This window comes from Chelatococcus sp. YT9 (genome assembly GCF_018398315.1).
Taxonomy (GTDB): Bacteria; Pseudomonadota; Alphaproteobacteria; order Rhizobiales; family Beijerinckiaceae; genus Chelatococcus.
In genome coordinates, this window is record NZ_JAHBRW010000003.1 from 131,765 (window position 1) to 147,666 (window position 15,902).

Annotated in this window: 12 protein-coding genes; 9 read left to right on the forward strand and 3 right to left on the reverse strand. The window is 56.6% G+C overall.

Going from position 1 to position 15,902, the window contains the following annotated elements:
• Window positions 1-69: 69 nt before the first annotated feature.
• Entirely contained in the window at window positions 70-3,594 is a 3,525-nt protein-coding gene (locus KIO76_RS29685) for a DUF4214 domain-containing protein (RefSeq protein ID WP_213327284.1), read from the reverse strand.
• Between the two features lie 312 nt (window positions 3,595-3,906).
• Between KIO76_RS29685 and KIO76_RS29690 the strand changes: the two genes are divergently transcribed.
• The 8 genes from KIO76_RS29690 (at window position 3,907) to KIO76_RS29720 (ending at window position 12,632) form a co-directional block, all read left to right on the forward strand.
• Complete coding sequence (locus KIO76_RS29690; protein WP_213327285.1) at window positions 3,907-4,224, forward strand: helix-turn-helix domain-containing protein; 318 nt, start codon at window positions 3,907-3,909, stop codon at window positions 4,222-4,224.
• Between the two features lie 532 nt (window positions 4,225-4,756).
• Window positions 4,757-4,888, forward strand: a complete 132-nt coding sequence (locus KIO76_RS31505; protein ID WP_283771608.1) for a hypothetical protein — start codon at window positions 4,757-4,759, stop codon at window positions 4,886-4,888.
• Between the two features lie 273 nt (window positions 4,889-5,161).
• Window positions 5,162-5,458 carry a hypothetical protein gene (locus KIO76_RS29695; protein ID WP_213327286.1) on the forward strand — a complete coding sequence of 99 codons (297 nt, stop codon included), beginning with the start codon at window positions 5,162-5,164 and terminating at the stop codon, window positions 5,456-5,458.
• Window positions 5,459-5,489: 31 nt separating this feature from the next.
• A complete protein-coding gene (locus KIO76_RS29700; RefSeq protein WP_213327287.1) occupies window positions 5,490-6,326 on the forward strand; it encodes a hypothetical protein in 837 nt (278 codons plus the stop codon).
• Complete coding sequence (locus tag KIO76_RS29705) at window positions 6,323-6,646, forward strand: hypothetical protein (RefSeq protein ID WP_213327288.1); 324 nt, start codon at window positions 6,323-6,325, stop codon at window positions 6,644-6,646. Before KIO76_RS29700 ends, KIO76_RS29705 begins: the two co-directional genes overlap by 4 nt.
• Window positions 6,647-8,402: 1,756 nt before the next feature.
• A complete protein-coding gene (locus KIO76_RS29710) occupies window positions 8,403-9,467 on the forward strand; it encodes a bifunctional nicotinamide-nucleotide adenylyltransferase/Nudix hydroxylase (RefSeq protein ID WP_213327289.1) in 1,065 nt (354 codons plus the stop codon).
• Window positions 9,468-9,521: 54 nt separating this feature from the next.
• Complete coding sequence (locus KIO76_RS29715) at window positions 9,522-10,919, forward strand: nicotinate phosphoribosyltransferase (protein WP_213327290.1); 1,398 nt, start codon at window positions 9,522-9,524, stop codon at window positions 10,917-10,919.
• Between the two features lie 126 nt (window positions 10,920-11,045).
• Window positions 11,046-12,632: a cadherin-like domain-containing protein gene (locus KIO76_RS29720; protein WP_213327291.1), complete on the forward strand. Its 1,587-nt coding sequence runs from the start codon at window positions 11,046-11,048 to the stop codon at window positions 12,630-12,632.
• Here the strand turns inward: KIO76_RS29720 and KIO76_RS29725 are convergent.
• Window positions 12,629-13,771 carry a helix-turn-helix transcriptional regulator gene (locus KIO76_RS29725; RefSeq protein ID WP_213327292.1) on the reverse strand — a complete coding sequence of 381 codons (1,143 nt, stop codon included), beginning with the start codon at window positions 13,769-13,771 and terminating at the stop codon, window positions 12,629-12,631. The two genes, KIO76_RS29720 and KIO76_RS29725, sit on opposite strands and share 4 nt — an antisense overlap.
• Window positions 13,772-14,646: 875 nt before the next feature.
• Here KIO76_RS29725 and KIO76_RS29730 point away from each other — a divergent pair.
• Window positions 14,647-14,850, forward strand: coding sequence for a hypothetical protein (locus tag KIO76_RS29730; RefSeq protein ID WP_213327293.1), 204 nt, complete (start codon window positions 14,647-14,649; stop codon window positions 14,848-14,850).
• Here KIO76_RS29730 and KIO76_RS29735 read toward each other — a convergent pair.
• Window positions 14,840-15,316, reverse strand: coding sequence for a DUF2441 domain-containing protein (locus tag KIO76_RS29735; RefSeq protein WP_213327294.1), 477 nt, complete (start codon window positions 15,314-15,316; stop codon window positions 14,840-14,842). The two genes, KIO76_RS29730 and KIO76_RS29735, sit on opposite strands and share 11 nt — an antisense overlap.
• Between the last annotated feature and the right edge of the window lie 586 nt (window positions 15,317-15,902).

Genomic DNA, 15,902 nt, shown 5'->3' on the forward strand with positions numbered 1-15,902 from the left:
TAGGACCCGGCGCGTGCGCCGGGTCCCGAAAAGCTGCCATCCAGGGGAATTGGATGACGCGGCGGAGAATTACGCCGTGAAGAGCAGGTCCGGCTGAGAGATACCGTTCGTGCCGGTCAACTCAACCACGTCGTGAATGCTGAAGTTGAAGGCTGCGACGTTGAGGACATCATTCGACTCCGTCTCAACTTCGGCGATGCTGATGTGATAATCACCATCGCTGTCGCGCCAGCCGATCAGGAAGCCATCCCCAACGTTGACCTGATCGCTTGCAATGAGCGTGCGCAGGCCACCGATATTGATGTCTTCCGCCACAAGGTTGTGGTCGGCATAGGTACCATTGAGCTGGATAAACGACGGTGTCGTCACCAAGCTACCGAGATTGCTGACCACGCTCGCGAGTGTCAGGAAGTCCGCTTGAATATAATCTTCGGAATTTGCGCTTCCGATGTCATTACCAGCAGTGTTTACCAGGCTACCTGAGATGAAGCTGTTAACGCTGCTGAGGTCGATGATGAGCGTGTCATTGCCGTCATCATTGAAGTCGGTAATGACATTGTCCGCGACGGTCTTGCCACCAATGTTCGCCTGACCAACGTGATTCAGGTAAACATAGTCATCGCCCTTGCCGAGCGTGATGGTGTTCTTGGCCTCCGTTCCTGTCACGACATAATCGTCACCGTCGCCAGCCAAAACCGTGTTGGTGCCGCCGCCGGTATAGATGAAGTCATTACCGCCTCGGGCGTCAATGACATCATTACCCGCGCCGCCCTTGATCCAGTCACCGGTCACATGGCCGATGAAGCTGTCATTGGCGCCGAAACCATCCTGATCCTCGTTATTGAGGTTGTAGAAATTCTCCGGCTGGCTGCCGTTGGTATGGTCGTTGCCGACCGGGCCAAGGCTGACAAAGCTGTTGCCGGACTCGCCGGGACCGTCAGAGATGCTTGATGACTCTTCGACGTCATTGTCGGTGCCGATGAAGTTGACACCGCCCTTGTCCTTGATGAAATCGACATGGACCGTATCGGTCGTCAGGCCAGAGTAGTCCTGGTTCTTGATCGCCTGGTTGGCGAAGGTAAACCAGTGGCCGCCGTCGCCACGATCGCTTTCCTGCCAATCACCCTCGTCGAAGATACCTGCGCCGGACGCAGTCAGAGTTCCCGTGCTGGTACCCTGAGTGGTGTTGTTGGCGAGGATCCAGGTGCCGACGCCGACCGAGGCGCCATTGGCAATTGTGATCGTGGTCTTCTCGACATCGCCGGCACCGAGGTACCAGAGATTGGTCTCAGAGTCGTTCTGGGCATCAAGCGTGATCTCGGAGATCGTTGCGCCGTTCGACAGGACCGGGCTCGTCAGATCACCAAGGGCATTGATGATGTTGACGTTGGTGGTGGAGCCCTGCGCCGAGGAGAGGTGGATCTCATCGAGGTTACGGGCGGCATCGAACGGCGCCGGGTTGTTGAAGCCCAGGGCAAGGCCGAGACCAACCGAATTGATGTAGATGTCACCGCTTGCCGTCGCATGGGCGTCGAAACGCTCAAGCGAAGCGACGTTACGGATATCGCGGAGCAGGATGTCGCCGGTGTCCTTCGTGGCGAAGGAGATGTCCGTCGCCGCATTGGTGCCACCGATATCCGCGAAGTCGCTCATGTCGTAATAGGAGTCGTTGCCGTCACCGCCAGCCCACTCCGCAGAGGCGCCCTTCTGACCGAGGACCAGATCGCCCTTGCCGCTGTTGACGACTTCGAGAACGCGGGTCACGGGGTGCGTGGGATTATTGATATCGAACTGCCAAGCATCGCCGGAGCCGTCCGGAGCAATGTTATGGAAATAGGTGTCGAACTGGCCCTTCGACTCGAAGTGGAACTCACCAGCGTTCTTGACGCCGAGAGCACCCGCAAAAATGTCGTTGGCCTTGTTGTTGGTCCAGGTGACCTTCAGATTGCTGTCGGTAACGCCCGCAGCGTATTCGATCGTGTGGTAGGCATCTGCCTGTAGGCCCGACACGTTCAGGTTCGCGACCGTCGAGTCCATGTTGGCCAACTGGATGCGGTCAGTGCTCTGGTTGACGTTCACAGTCTTGACGTCATCAACATTGGCAAAATTGAGCTTCGCATTGCCGTTGAAGGTGAGGTCAAAGGTCTCGATCTCGGAGCTCGTCGGCGCGCGCTGTGCTGCCTTGGTGAAGGTCGCATAGAGCGTGTCGTCACCAGCGCCGCCCTTGAACACGTCGCCGTTGGAGAGCGTGTCGCCGGTGTAGAGCTTGTCGTTGCCCGAGCCGAGCTTGACATTGATGTCAGTGGTCGAGTCGGAGATGTTCAGCGACAGGTTCGACTTGGCAGCCGAGGCGTCGATGCTGGTGAGGCCAGCGTCGAGGGCGTTCTTGATGCGGAAGTCGAGGCCGGCCGTGCCGCCGTCGATCGTCAGCTTCGTGGTGCCCTGGGAGTGGAACGAGTTGACGTCCGACGTGAAGCCCGCCGTGTCGTTGATGGTCAGCGCGACCGTCTCGATCTTGGCACCGGCGTCAGCCGTCAATTCGACATCGCCGCGAACTTCCTTGAGGCCGAGCTTCACAACCTTGCCGGCACCGACAGCCTGAGCGTCAAAGTCGAGCGTGGTGTGCAGCAGGCCGTTCGACGAGACATCGTCGTCGATGCTGTAGACGGTGTCCGAGCTCTGCAGATTGCTGAGCTTGGTGTCGACACGCAGCGTGTCGAGAGCGATCGCGTCGATCTCGGTCCAGCGGCGGGTGTCAACGGTGACCGGGCCCGTGCCAGCGGCGTCGCTGGTGCCGACCGTGATGAGGTCGACGTTCTTGATCGTCTGGCCGTCATAACCACCCGAGGTGAACTCGAGCTCGACCGAGCCGGAATTGCCGGTGATGATGTCGCCAGCCGTCAGCGTGCCCGTGCCACCACGAACGACGTCGCCGTCATGGATGTTGAGGATGTCGACGCCCGAGGTCAGCGGAATGGTCTCCGGCTCCGGCTGCGGCTCCGGCGGCAGGAAGTCCGGATTGAACAGCGTGCCGGTGTAGACGGGCTCGCCATCAGCAGCGGCCTCGAGGAAGCCGGCGATGTATTCCTGCGCCGCGTCGGTAAATTCCGGCGACTGTGAGAACGACAGGACGAGGCGGGCGAGAGCTTCCTCGCGGCCGACTTCCTGGGTCCACTGGCCAAGAGCGGCAGTCCAGAACTGCACGCCAGCAGGCTCACCTTCGCGGCCGAGCACGTTGACATACATCTTCGCGACGACGGCTGCGTCGGGAAGATTGTCATACTGGTCCTGGAACTCCTGGCTGACTGCGAAAGCGGTCGACAGATTGCCGAGCGTAAGCGTGCCGCCGACGTTCGCCTGCGTGTAGCTCTGCACCCAGAAGTCGAGACCAGCGCTGTCCGGCACGCGACCGAACACAGCCTGGTAGAGCTGAACGACGGGGTTAACGCTGCCGCGAGCGGCGGTGATCAGAACGTTTTGCAGCTCCTGCACGGTGTCGTAAGAACCGGCAAGCGCGTTGATTTGAGACTGGGTAGGCGTAACACGAAGAATTGCTTCGTAGTTGTCAGCAACTACTGCTGGATCAAGAGCCATGGACAAGTCCTCTCTAGGCAAGGGGCGAAACCGCGTAATGCCAGTTATGGCCCCGAGAAGTTGAAGCCATACAGCGGAAGCCATACCCTCGCAAGCACTATGTATCGCTTTTTATTACCAGCCAATCGGTCGAATGCGCCCGATCGGTCCCAATTTATCGTGTTATTTCCGAGGGTTAAATATCATTAACCGCAAAAATGCAACACTCCGGGGAATGTGTATGAAAAAAATATACCCCGGCTGGCGTACAGTGAATATTGCACCACCGAATCGGTTGCTGTAATGTGAGCTATCGATCCAAGGACCCGGGAAATGAGCGTGACGCCCCTGCGAGCGAGCCACGGTGTTGTCGGCAAAGATGTGGACGTCCAAGCACTTCGCCGTGAAGCGGGAAAGTGGCTGAAGGAACGTCGCGAAGCCGTCGGCCTATCGCAGCGAGAACTGGCTACACTCGTGGGCGCTCAATACTATACATTCATATCCCAGCTCGAGATCGGACGCGGTCGGATTCCACCGGAGCGGTACCGTGAATGGGCCGGACATCTAAAAATGGACCCCAAGGAATTCGTTCAGACGCTCATGATGTTTTACGATCCAGTGACGTATGAACTCTTATTCGACCACGACTGAACCCACCGAAGTCCTTCTTTGGGGAGCATCTTGCACGTAGGAGCATGCCTCGCGCCCGGATTGAACTAGCGCAAGCTCAAAGAAAAATCCCCGCCTACCGGGACGACCGATAAAGCGGGGAGCAGTTCAAACGTCCATAGGACGGCTCTTGATACCGCCAGGCAGGGTAATCAAACCCACACCTTAGCTCGAAGCTTAGGCGCCCCTGCGTAGTTCGTCAATACAGCGATGCACACGTATATAAAGCGCTGAATGACTAAGCTGCGCCTTGAGTCGCTTGAACTTTCGTCTGCGACTGGCTACGAAACATAGCCGCGGTCTGGCGTTCGCCGGCATATCGCGACTAGAGTCCTATCCGCGTGGCATAATTTTTGAAAGCCTGTCACGGAAATCCGGAATCACTCGAAGACCGGCGCTCAGGCCGCTATCTGGATGACCTCATGCAAAGCCATCCGGCTGCGAATGGGCTCACAGGGAGTGAGAACCTCCTGCGGTATTCGGGGAGAATGGCGAGCGTCTGGAGTACGGGACCATGCAGAAGGTTCGCCAGCGTGATGCGCTCATTATCAATCCGAACAAATTTTCAGCGGTCAGGGCTTTCATCGGCTGCAAAGGCATCGGGCTCAACGAGCCATTCAGATTTAATCACAATCAACTTCTGTAGGACCTCAAACGAAACCCGCCAAGCGGGGGAACGCCCTGGCGGGTTGGGGAGATGGATCAGAGTTTCTATCCGTCGGCTTGGGGATCGACGGTTTCACCTAATCTACGGCGCGGAAAACATCGGGGTCAAGCATCCGCGCTATTAGACGAAATCCCAGTTTGCCAATCTGGTTAACGTTCGCTAGAACCGTAATAATTGACTTAAGCAGGGCCGTGTTCGACGGGGGTCGGGGTACGGTTTGTGACATCGATCGGTAGGTGCGGGGGACGAGTTATGGGGGACTATCCGGATGTACGCGCTGATGGCGCGAACATAGAGATCGAGCTTGAACAGGGTTTGAAGCTTGCAGCCTATGTCGGAGACCCTGCCCTTGCAGCTCTGCTTGAGGAACTGTGGAGCGTAAAGGGCAGCTTAGGCGTCCGCATAGCGCTTTTGGAGAAGCATCTTCGCGAAGTAGATGCCCGATCGCCTCCTGACGGGGAACTCCTAGCACTCCTCGCTGGGCTTCGTCGGCAGATTGGCGAGCTCGAAGCGTCGCTGCAGGCAGACCACGTGCAACACCTTTGTTGAAGCGGATTTCCTACTGTGGCACTTTCTCGCCATGGACGCCAAGATCACACCGTTCCCCTTCCATGCCACCGCCCGAAATCGGGCGCTCGCAAAGCTTTATCAACCTGAGGCAGCGGTCCTTCAGGCGGGCATTAGAGCGGAGATCGATCGCGGGTCCTCCGACGAGGGCGATCCGTGGGTTGTGTTTGTGCGCCCCGGTACCGGCGAGATAATCGCTCATGTCGCCATCATCGACGGCGAGGTGGTCGCGGACAGTCCAGCCTTCAGCCGGCTGATGCGAGGCCAAGACATCAAGGAAATCCTTGATCGTCTGGTTTCTAGGCTCAAGGCCACTGGTTATAATCGTCCGAGCGCCACCGTCACCAATCTGGGGATTGTTGCCGCAGCCATCGCCCTGGCGTCCTTTCACCTGTCCGATGCTGATGCTGCCTGGTGGTCGCCGATCGATCCGGGCGCCGTGGCCGAGTTGACGAAGGATATGAGCCTGGTCGAGGCAATCGCGGTGATCACAGCGGCTCGCGTTGTTCAGGAGCTGCCGACCTTATGGTTCGCTGGCGGATCGGATAACAACCATCCGGTCGAAGCGCCTACTATTCCGGAAACTCCTGAACCTACCCAGCCGCAACACATAGAAGCGCCTCTACAAAAGGTAGAAAGCGCTGGGGAGAAGATCCGCTTTCCCGCGCCTTGTCTGCTACAGAAAGACAGGCGATCGCGCCAAACGATACAGGGAAAGAGGCTCATGTCGCGCCACTTCAGGACAACCTCGGCCGCGACGCCAAAGAGCCATCAGCTCTGCCGAGTTCCTCGGAGCCGCCCCAGACATTCGTGGATTCATCGACAAAGCCCCGCACAGACGATGTTGTGACGAGCGATCCTGTCGCCGATGTGCCGTCATCTAAGGAGCCGGACGTATCAGCTCCGTCAGACCCGGAGTCATCAACCGCCGTTCGCGAATACCATGCGACCAACGATTCGATCATTCTGATTATTGAGCGGATTAAAGAGGAAAATGCCTCTTGGTCTGTGAGTAACATTTTTGGGCTGAGCGGTGGAGATGTAGCAATAGTGTTAGCGAACAGCGAGTACGACACATTGAGGCTGATTACAGAAGACGGCTCGGCCATTACAATTTTCGCGGAGGATCCTAGTCAGGTTAAGCCGGGACTGTATCCTGATTTTATGTAGCTCGTCGCCAACCACGTCTATCATACTAAACTATTCATCAAAGCAATTCCGCATGGCGATTTGCACCGCGGGAACGAAATTCTCTCGCGAGCCACCAAAGCCCACTGAGGTACAGGCCATTGGATAATCCGAACCTTGAGAGAAAAGGCTCGGGGACGTCAGACGTGGCCTACCGGTAGGCAGCCGGAATCGGATCGCGCCTCCATCTGAAAGTCGCAGCGCTTCCGTCTGCTCATAGCCAACCTCCTCGCCGAAGACCCAATGCGAGCGGTAATTTGAAGAACCGCTTCGGCACGCTTCGAACCAGTCGTAAGCGCCCGTAGCTTTAAGCGAAAGAACAACCTGCGGTCCACGCTTACGCGTGCAGGAGGCAACCATGCGTATTCTCTCGTCGTTGTCGACGAGACTGCGATAAGACCCCCTCTGAAGGTCTCTACATGCCATGGCTTCCAACCACCGGGGTCGGCGATAATCTTGAGTTCAAGTGCCTCCGCTGGCGTTATCCAACGCATCTCGCCCGGACCGGACTCGCTCGCGACTCCCATCAACCGAGCGTCGGCCCCCATTTTGGCGATATACAGAGCTAACGCCGCTGTTAAAAGCTGCGTTCTATCAAGGTCTCCGCCTGTAAACAGCGCCTCCGTCGGCGCATTCAAAGCGCTTGGAAGGTAGAATCTGTGAAAGCCAAGCCGGCTCCCTGGCTCAAGCGATCGTTCAACCCCTCCGAGAAATGCGTAAGCGCAAGCGGAGGCGCACTCGCCTGGAACTCGTCGCGTGATAACTCCGGAGCTCCAGACCCGCTTCTCGCCCGGAACGAGGCTATCGCCTCCAACCTCGGTAGCCATTTTCCTATCGCGGATCATCTCTCCCAATTTTAGACCTGCACGAAGTGAACCTCCTGGCGATTCCAGTCTGATCCGATTGGACATATACGCGGTGTTTGCGAGAAACTTAGCAAAGTCGTCCGGGGTGGAATCTACAATTTCTCCGCGAGCCTGAATGAAGTCGCACGTCCGGCACGCCTCATCGCTCCCACCCTTCGAGAACTTCATTGGCTCCGCAACGGCGGCAAAGGAGAGGCAGCATAGCAGTGCCCCGGCTAACCTCACCAAGAACGTCATAGAACCTGCCGCTTAGCCCATACCTGCGCAAATCTACCCAACTTCTTCAAGGCAGTTCAACACGGTATCCACATTGCAGAACGTTGCCTCAAGAGAATTTCACATGTCGACTTCGTATAATCTGTTGTTGCACAAATGTTACATCAAGCTTATGGGAAAAGTGAGCGCATCATTGATTATCGCTAGAGCGCAGACACAGATCTAAGCACGCGCTAGAACGAGCAGGGAAGCTCACTGAGCAGCATCCGATCGCTTCGACGTGATAGATAGCGCTCAAGCAGGGACGCGTCTCACAGAGCGCTTGTAAGCTTTCCAGAAATACAGCTTCCGAGCGATCCCCAAGGCCAGAGAGGCCGGCATGCAACGGTTTGAGCTAAGGCAGGCCAAGAGAACACTCGGATCGAGAGACATAAGTTCACATATAGCGGCACACAGAACCGATGCCGGAGAAATCTAGAGACGACAGCAGAGGAGGCTGAGAGCCGGAGTATCTTTGAGGGAGAGAACGCCTGGTGGGATATCCGGGTATTGATTATTGAAGCGACAGACGAGGTGGCGATTGAAAACGTGATCTGATAGAATCTCACCCGTCCCGTCGGATGTCGGCGGGGCTTTTCACCCGAGGAGGTCTCGGTATGGTACAGCACGATTTCGTCGTGTTTATCGGGCGTTTTCAGCCCTTTCACATCGGCCATCAGCATATTTTGGACAGTGCGCTGACTCTCAGTGAACGGGTCATCGTGGTCATTGGATCGGCCGATAACGCCCGCTCGCCGCGCAATCCTTTCACGTTCGAGGAACGGCGCGGTATGATCGCCCACATCTATCAAAGGGAGGTGTCCGAAAAGCGCCTGATCATTCTTCCCGTGACCGACAACCAGTACAATGATGATGCCTGGATTGCCGAAGTGCAACGCGAAGTCACCGAGACCGTGCTTGAGTACGGAAAGGGCGGTGGCTTCCGAACACACGGTACCAGGGATTTTCGAGTAGGGCTAATCGGCTTCGCCAAAGACGGCTCGTCGTTCTATCTCAAGAAATTCCCCGAGTGGGACAGCGTGCCGGTGAAGGGCCAATATGGCCTCTTCAACGCGACAGACATCCGGAATTCCTACTTCAGCGCGATGGGCGTGCTTCCCCGGGATAACTGCTCCGAGCACGTCGTCGACTTCATGAAGGATTTCCGGCTGACTGAGGACTACGCCGAGCTGGTGGCTGACACCAATGCGGTGCAGACCTATCAGAAGCAATGGGGCAAAGGGCCGTTCGTCTCTGCAGATGCGGTGGCGATCCAGTCAGGCCACGTTCTTCTGATCAAGCGGGGAGGGCGACCCGGTCTCGACCGACTGGCGCTGCCAGGTGGTTTCGTCAATGCCGACGAGCATCTGATCGATGCTGCGGTGCGCGAGCTGAAGGAGGAAACCCGCATCTCCGACAGCCGCGGCGAGGTCCCCGCTGGCGTGCTTCGCTCCTACATCGAGGACGACAAGACGATGGTGTTCGACCATCCTCACAGGGATGAGCGGGCTCGTATCATCACCCACGCCTATCTGTTCCGGCTGCCCGAGCGGACAGAGCTATCCAAGATCCAGGGCTCGGACGACGCCAAGCACGCCGCTTGGTATCCGATCGGCAATCTCAACCCGTCGGAGTTCTACGCGGATCACTACGATATCCTCCGGCGCATGCTGGGGATCTAAGTGCCTAGCAGCTGCAAGGGGTTTGCAGCTGAACGAAATCTGAGGAGATCAGATATGACCTACAACATTCTCGCCGATACCGACAGCTACAAGCTGAGCCACTTTCTGCAGTACCCGCCGGATACGGCCAGCATGTCCTCCTACATCGAGGCGCGGAAAGACAGCACGATCTTTTTCGGTCTCCAGATGATCCTCGGCGAGTGCCTGCACCAGCTCACGCAAGAGGACGTGGATGAGATGAAGGAGTTCGAAGGACACGGGCTCCCGATCAACATCGCCGGCTTCCAGCGCATCATCGACAAACACTACGGCTTTTTGCCCGTCAAAATCGAGGCTCTTCTGGAGGGAACTTATGTGCCCGCAGGCGTGCCTATGGTTCAGGTGGTGAACACCGACCCTGAGATGGCATGGCTGACCAGTTATCTCGAAACAGCACTTTTGCGGGTGTGGCACCCGACGACGGTCGCGACCCGGTCCTTCAAGATCCGAAAGCTCATCCGCAGCTACTTGGATACCACATCCGACGAGCCCGCCGGCGCCGAGCTCTTCAAGCTGCATGATTTTGGCTCGCGCGGCGCGTCTTCCGGTCTAAGCGCAGGCATCGGTGGCTGTGCGCATCTGGCTATCTTCCGCGGCACGGACACGCTGCAGGCTCTCCAGATGGCCAAATTCCACTACCATGAGCCGATGGCTGGCTTCTCGATCCCCGCGGCCGAGCATTCCACCATCACAGCGTGGGGCAGGGACGGCGAGGAGGACGCCTATCAGAACATGATCCGGCAGTTCGGCAAGCCTGGTGCGATGTTCGCTGTGGTCTCGAACAGCTACGACCTCGACAACGCCGTGCGAAATATCTGGTGCGGCTCGCTGCTCGAGGAGGTGAAGGCTTCCGGCGCCACACTCGTGGTTCGTCCTGATTCAGGCGACCCGACAATCATTCCGGTCCAAACGATTAAGGCGCTGGCGGAGAAATTCGGCTTCAGCTTCAACAGCAAGGGATACAAGGTTCTGCACCCCAGCGTGCGCGTCATCCAGGGCGACGGGATCAACGAGACATCTATCCATAAGATCCTAATGAACCTGATGCGTGAGGGCTTCTCGGCCGACAACATTGCCTTCGGCATGGGTGGCGAGCTCCTTCAGAACATGTCTCGGGATACCCACAGCTTCGCCATGAAGGCGAGCGCCCGCGAGGACACAAGCGGCGTGTGGCATGACGTCTACAAGGACCCCGTGACGGACACGCGGAAGCGCTCGAAGGCAGGCCGCCAGGCTGTGATCTGGGATGACGGCATGCTCAAAGCGATCAGGCTCGAGGAGTTGAATGGCCGCGAGAACCTTTTGCAGCCCGTCTGGGAGAATGGCGAGCTACAACGCTTTGAGACCCTTGCTCAGATCCGAGAACTCGTTGGCCAAGCGCTCGAATATGCGTTGCTCAAATCCGCAGCGTGAACCAGCTAGCGCCGGTAGGGCGTTAGCTCCCGCCGTTGCTCTACCAGTAACCCTAACCCGTTCGGGTGATGCGTGCGCCTTGACGCTTACTCACACTTTTAGTGGGATTATTTGGGGAAGAGGCAAATGACCGCGCAACCTGGTTATCGCATAAAGCTCGACGTGATGTCGGGGTGTCGACTCGAAACGTCGGTCTATAGCCGCGCCACAGGGAGCGCTTTGGGTCGTGACTATGAGATTGCGTCTGACGGCGTGGATACGCCACGGGGATTCGGTGGCGCGCTGCACTTTCTTGACATCTCGGCAGTAGGAGGCGCTGCCTATCTTGGACCACTATCGACAAGCGCGGCAACAAAACTTTCCCCGATCTTTGACTTTCTCGGTGGACTATTCGGCGTGCAGGTGCCAGCGCTGCTGACAGGCGGCCTTGGGGTACGAGGGGATGACGGATCCGCAGCGAGCGTCGAAGGAGGTGAGCAACTCACGTTTCGCCTCGGCAGTGAACTCTACGGGCTCGGCGCCAGCATCCGCACCCAAGCGATCGATAGCGCAAAATTCGATCTCATCAATGTGAAAGGCAGCGGACTGGTGAAGGCTGAGCTATTCCACGCAGGAAGCAAGGTAGGTGAACAACTCGTGCCCGTGAGTGGAAATGGGATAGCAATATCGAGCCCGAACCACGAATCCTTTGACGAAATCAGGCTTAGTGCGCAGGGCAGCCTGGCTTTCTCAATTGCAGGTGCCGAGTTTCTGACCCAAGATGCTAATTCTGCTCCAATCGCTCAGACGCTCACCATCCATACACCCGAGGACGTAGCTATCGACCTGGGCTTTCTGGCAATTGACCCCGACGGGGATGTCATCACGTTCTCAACCGCTCCCACAAGCCCTCATGGCATCTTCAGTCAGGCCTCCGATGGCCAATGGACGTTCACGCCTGATGCTGATTTTAGCGGGATTGTCGACGCGGGCTACGTTGTAACTGACGGCATCCATTCGTCGCATGGCGCGATCCAGATTACGGTCGATCCCGTGAACGATATACCAGTCGCGAACGCGGACGACTATGCCGTCCAAGGCGGTCAGCCACTCGTCATATCTGTCGACAATGGTGTCTTGCGCAATGACAGCGATAGCGATGGACCCTCGGCCCTACAAGCTGTGTTGGTAGAAGGGCCATCACGAGGGACTATAGAGCTCGCGGCCGACGGCTCATTTGTCTACACGCCCGAGGACTATCGGAAGAATTGGTACGACGACGAGAACTATAGCTATCACTCTCGACCCGTAATGTTCACGTATCAGGCGACCGACGGCAACGCGGCCTCAACCGCGACAACGATTACGATTAACTTACAACTAGGGCCTGGCAAGTTGATATACGGCAATGGGTCTGATCCTTCGCCAGTTTCCGGTCATTTTTACTCCACGAATGTTTATTACTATAATTCCACCGAGAACGCGAGAGATATTGCGGGATTCCACGATGCCATCAATGCCATTCGCGTCGCTGAGGGAATGTCCATAGAGCTATCCAATTACAGATCCTACTCAAAAGGAGATCCAACTTTGCGAGACACCGTTTTCCGGATCACAGATGGTACTGGAGAGGCGTTTATAACAATAATCGACACAACTTTGAGTCAAAATGGAATCAACTTTGTTCTCGACCAAACTCGTTGGGATTTCCCATGGTCGGAGCCGCTGCCTTAAAGTTTATCCCCTACTCCCGAAGGCCCTTGCATTAATAGACGTACTAGCTCCACCTGCCGGTGTGTGCCAGTTTTCAGAAAGATCGAGCGGAGATGAGTTCGGACCGTCTCGCGAGTGATGCCAAATTGTTCGGCCGCCTCGCTAAGGGATCGGCCATCCAATAGCGCAGAAACCAACCGCTGCTCTGCTGCCGTTAGCCGGTAGGGGTTTCTTGCGTTATCCTTTACGACCATTTCGATTCGGTGGGCCGCACGCTGGAAGATGACTAGTGCATACAATGTCGGAGGAAAGAGTGACGCTATCCCAGAGAAATTGCTAGTCCGATCGCGAATGGGAAGAACGATGACATTGAACGAGCCAGACGGTTGTCGCGCAGACGTTACAGGCTTGGACTTCTTGGCTCCGCAGGCTCGAGCTACTTGTTCCTCCAGCCATTCGTTCCAACCACAGGGGCTCAGGAGCAGTCTCCCTTTAGGGGACAATGAGAGTGTGCTTCCTGATTCAAGCAACTGCTGCGCAGCGCCGTTGTGGTCGCGAACCACGCAATTGGTGTCGACGAGAAAGGCCGCTTCGGTCAGAGCTCCAGGCAGGTCTGTGCGGGCAGCGGTGGGGTGAAAAACACGCGCTGCGGCTATCGACCGACGGAGACGAGGCGCAATAGCGGAAAGTAGCTTCCTCGCATCGCGGTGATGAGCCTCGTTGTGCCGGATGCTATAATGAAGATCGATAGAGGCATTTCGACCGCTCTCCTGAAAGAGCTTCAGGCCCGTGGCGCTAAGCGCATTGCCAGCGCCACGGAGCCAATCTGTATAGAACTCGGTATTTTCGAATGACGACGACGGCAACGTGTCTTCCGTCCATACGGGGACCATTAATGGCGCCTCCGCCATTATGGGAACCCACGGATTCAGTGCAGCATAGTGCTGGGTGTAAGACGCTATGTAAGTCATATCCCAGCCCCGGAGTAGGATCGGCGTGGTACCCGGCGCTAAGGAATCTCGTGTGTGAAGCACAATTTGCGTCTCGGGCATGAGGTGATGCATCGCATCGAGCGCGTCGTCCCACCCTTTAGGGTCGAATGTCGCCTCGTCGATAAGCTCCCCAATTTCGGCTACGCGCCGCGAAAACTTGTTAGTCATTGCGGCCTTCCCCCAGCTGCGCCATTCGTCTGGATCTTATTTTAACACACGATCGGCAGAAGCACAGCGGACGGATAAGATGCTTATAGCATCGCTCATCGCCGAGCGACACACAACGTGGGGTCGAACGCGATAGATCCTTTCAGCCAAAGCGCGAATTCTCAGTCTCAGCAATTAAATGAGGAGAAAGCTCGTGACGTCAAACAAGGAACAAGTAGAATCCCCCGCTGCTACCGGCGAGGAAACTCAAACACTTCCATGTGCAAGTATGGCGCAAAACCTCATCCCGTTGTCGACTTACAAGCGAGCCTACCACGCTGAAATTGGCAAACTTCTTAGACAGGCGGCCGACGCTGTCGGGGAAAAGAGGAGCCTTTCTGAACTCATCGACACGATGATAGATCTCAAGCGAGATAACGAGAAGCTCATGTTCTGCTACTGGGGCCCTATCCCAATCGAGTGCGCTTGGAGTGCTTTTATTTGCAATGTCCCTGAATACACCTCTCCACTCGCGGACGGACGGCCCGTTGAAGGAAGGGGAGCGACACCGGAGATTGCCGCGCGCAATCTCATGGCAGCTCTTGCGACTTCCCACCCAAAAAATAGTCGCGCACAAACGAAACCCGCCAAGCGGGGCGCGTCATGGCGGGTTGGGGAGATGGATCAGAGTTTCTATCCGTCGGCTTGGGGATCGACGGTTTTAACTAATCTACGGCCCAAACCGTCGCGGTCAAGCATCGACCCCCGTTAGGCGAAATCCCCGTTTGCCAAAGCTGGTTAACGTTCGCTAAAATCATGGTTATTGGCTTAAGCGGTGCCGTGTTAGACGGGGGTCAGGCACGTGTAGCGACATCTACAGGTTTGGGGGACGGGTTATGGGGGACTATCCGAATGTGCGCGCTGATGGCGCGAGCATAGAAGTCGAGCTTGAACGGGGCTTTAAGCTCGTCGCCTATGTCGGCGATCCCAACGTTGCGGCCTTGCTCGAGGAACTCTGGAGCATAAGGGACAGCTCGCCAGTCCGCATCGCACGCTTGAAAAAGCATTTTCGTCAGACTGCGCCCACTCTCAAGAAATAATCTCTTCGACGCGCAACGGCCCTTCGATCAGAACCTCAACTTTGCCCCGTGGCGCCTCATGCCAGTAGGCATGAGCACAATAGGGCACGTACTCGATAAAACCTTTAGACTGGTGCATTCCGATCATGTCGTAGTGTCCAAGATGTATTTTCGCGCTCGGATCCACGAGACGCACACGACACAGCTCGCCAACGCCTTTTCTTACGTTGGTACGGAACCACCGAGCTTCGGCCTCGTCGCGAAAGGCAAAAAGACTCTCCAAGCGAGATGGAAAATCTGGCGGTCTAGCGGCTTCAAATGCCACCTCCCAAAGCAAACTGATCCACGCAGGATCATACCCTTCCGGCACCTGATGAGGAATTGCCCGCATTGTTCTACCCCAATATCCAGGCAGCAGAACGTCACCGGGTGTGACCGCGGTTTTTCCGCGCGTTACATGATAATAGTCAACCTCGAGCCGTACCAAACCCGCCCTCCCAGCGCATAACCAGCCACGGCTAAGCTTACGCATGCGTATCCTTTAGGCAATAGCACTGGGCGCCGGGAACATAAAAGCCCCGCTAGCGCTGCGTGGCGGGGCTTGACGCCTTATCTTGTCGAACTCTTCTTGCTGCAGCTAGAAGCCAGGAAGCTTCCAACTGGGGACCGTGTCAGGAACGTTCAATCTCGTGTCGTTGTTCCTACTGAGCCACGGTGAGGAGCCGCTGGGCAAACACTTGCCAGGGAAGGCACTCCATCCTAGTTTCTTATTGACAAAAATGACGTCAAACGTGGCCATCGCCCGTACCCGCTTCCCGCGCTTCTTTGGCACTACGGTGCTAATCTCTAGAAAATCCTGCCTCGGCCCTTGTCGGCGGGACACAGTCGCATCGAAGGATGCATCCTCCGTAAATTCCACACCGTCATATTGCTTTCCTACTGGAACCGCTGTGCAAATTGTATATCCCTCAGGGGCATAAAAATAGTTATTCTGATCCTGTTCGGATTTCTTATTTACTGATTGATCTATTGCGTAAAGACCTGCATTAACGGCAGTCCCCGAGCATCCCAGC

Coding starts and splice junctions, on each gene's coding strand:
- KIO76_RS29685 (WP_213327284.1), bottom strand. CDS start 3,594: ATGGCTCTTGATCCAGCAGTAGTTGCTGACAACTACGAAGCAATTCTT.
- KIO76_RS29690 (WP_213327285.1), top strand. CDS start 3,907: ATGAGCGTGACGCCCCTGCGAGCGAGCCACGGTGTTGTCGGCAAAGAT.
- KIO76_RS31505 (WP_283771608.1), top strand. CDS start 4,757: ATGCAGAAGGTTCGCCAGCGTGATGCGCTCATTATCAATCCGAACAAA.
- KIO76_RS29695 (WP_213327286.1), top strand. CDS start 5,162: ATGGGGGACTATCCGGATGTACGCGCTGATGGCGCGAACATAGAGATC.
- KIO76_RS29700 (WP_213327287.1), top strand. CDS start 5,490: ATGGACGCCAAGATCACACCGTTCCCCTTCCATGCCACCGCCCGAAAT.
- KIO76_RS29710 (WP_213327289.1), top strand. CDS start 8,403: ATGGTACAGCACGATTTCGTCGTGTTTATCGGGCGTTTTCAGCCCTTT.
- KIO76_RS29715 (WP_213327290.1), top strand. CDS start 9,522: ATGACCTACAACATTCTCGCCGATACCGACAGCTACAAGCTGAGCCAC.
- KIO76_RS29720 (WP_213327291.1), top strand. CDS start 11,046: ATGACCGCGCAACCTGGTTATCGCATAAAGCTCGACGTGATGTCGGGG.
- KIO76_RS29725 (WP_213327292.1), bottom strand. CDS start 13,771: ATGACTAACAAGTTTTCGCGGCGCGTAGCCGAAATTGGGGAGCTTATC.
- KIO76_RS29730 (WP_213327293.1), top strand. CDS start 14,647: ATGGGGGACTATCCGAATGTGCGCGCTGATGGCGCGAGCATAGAAGTC.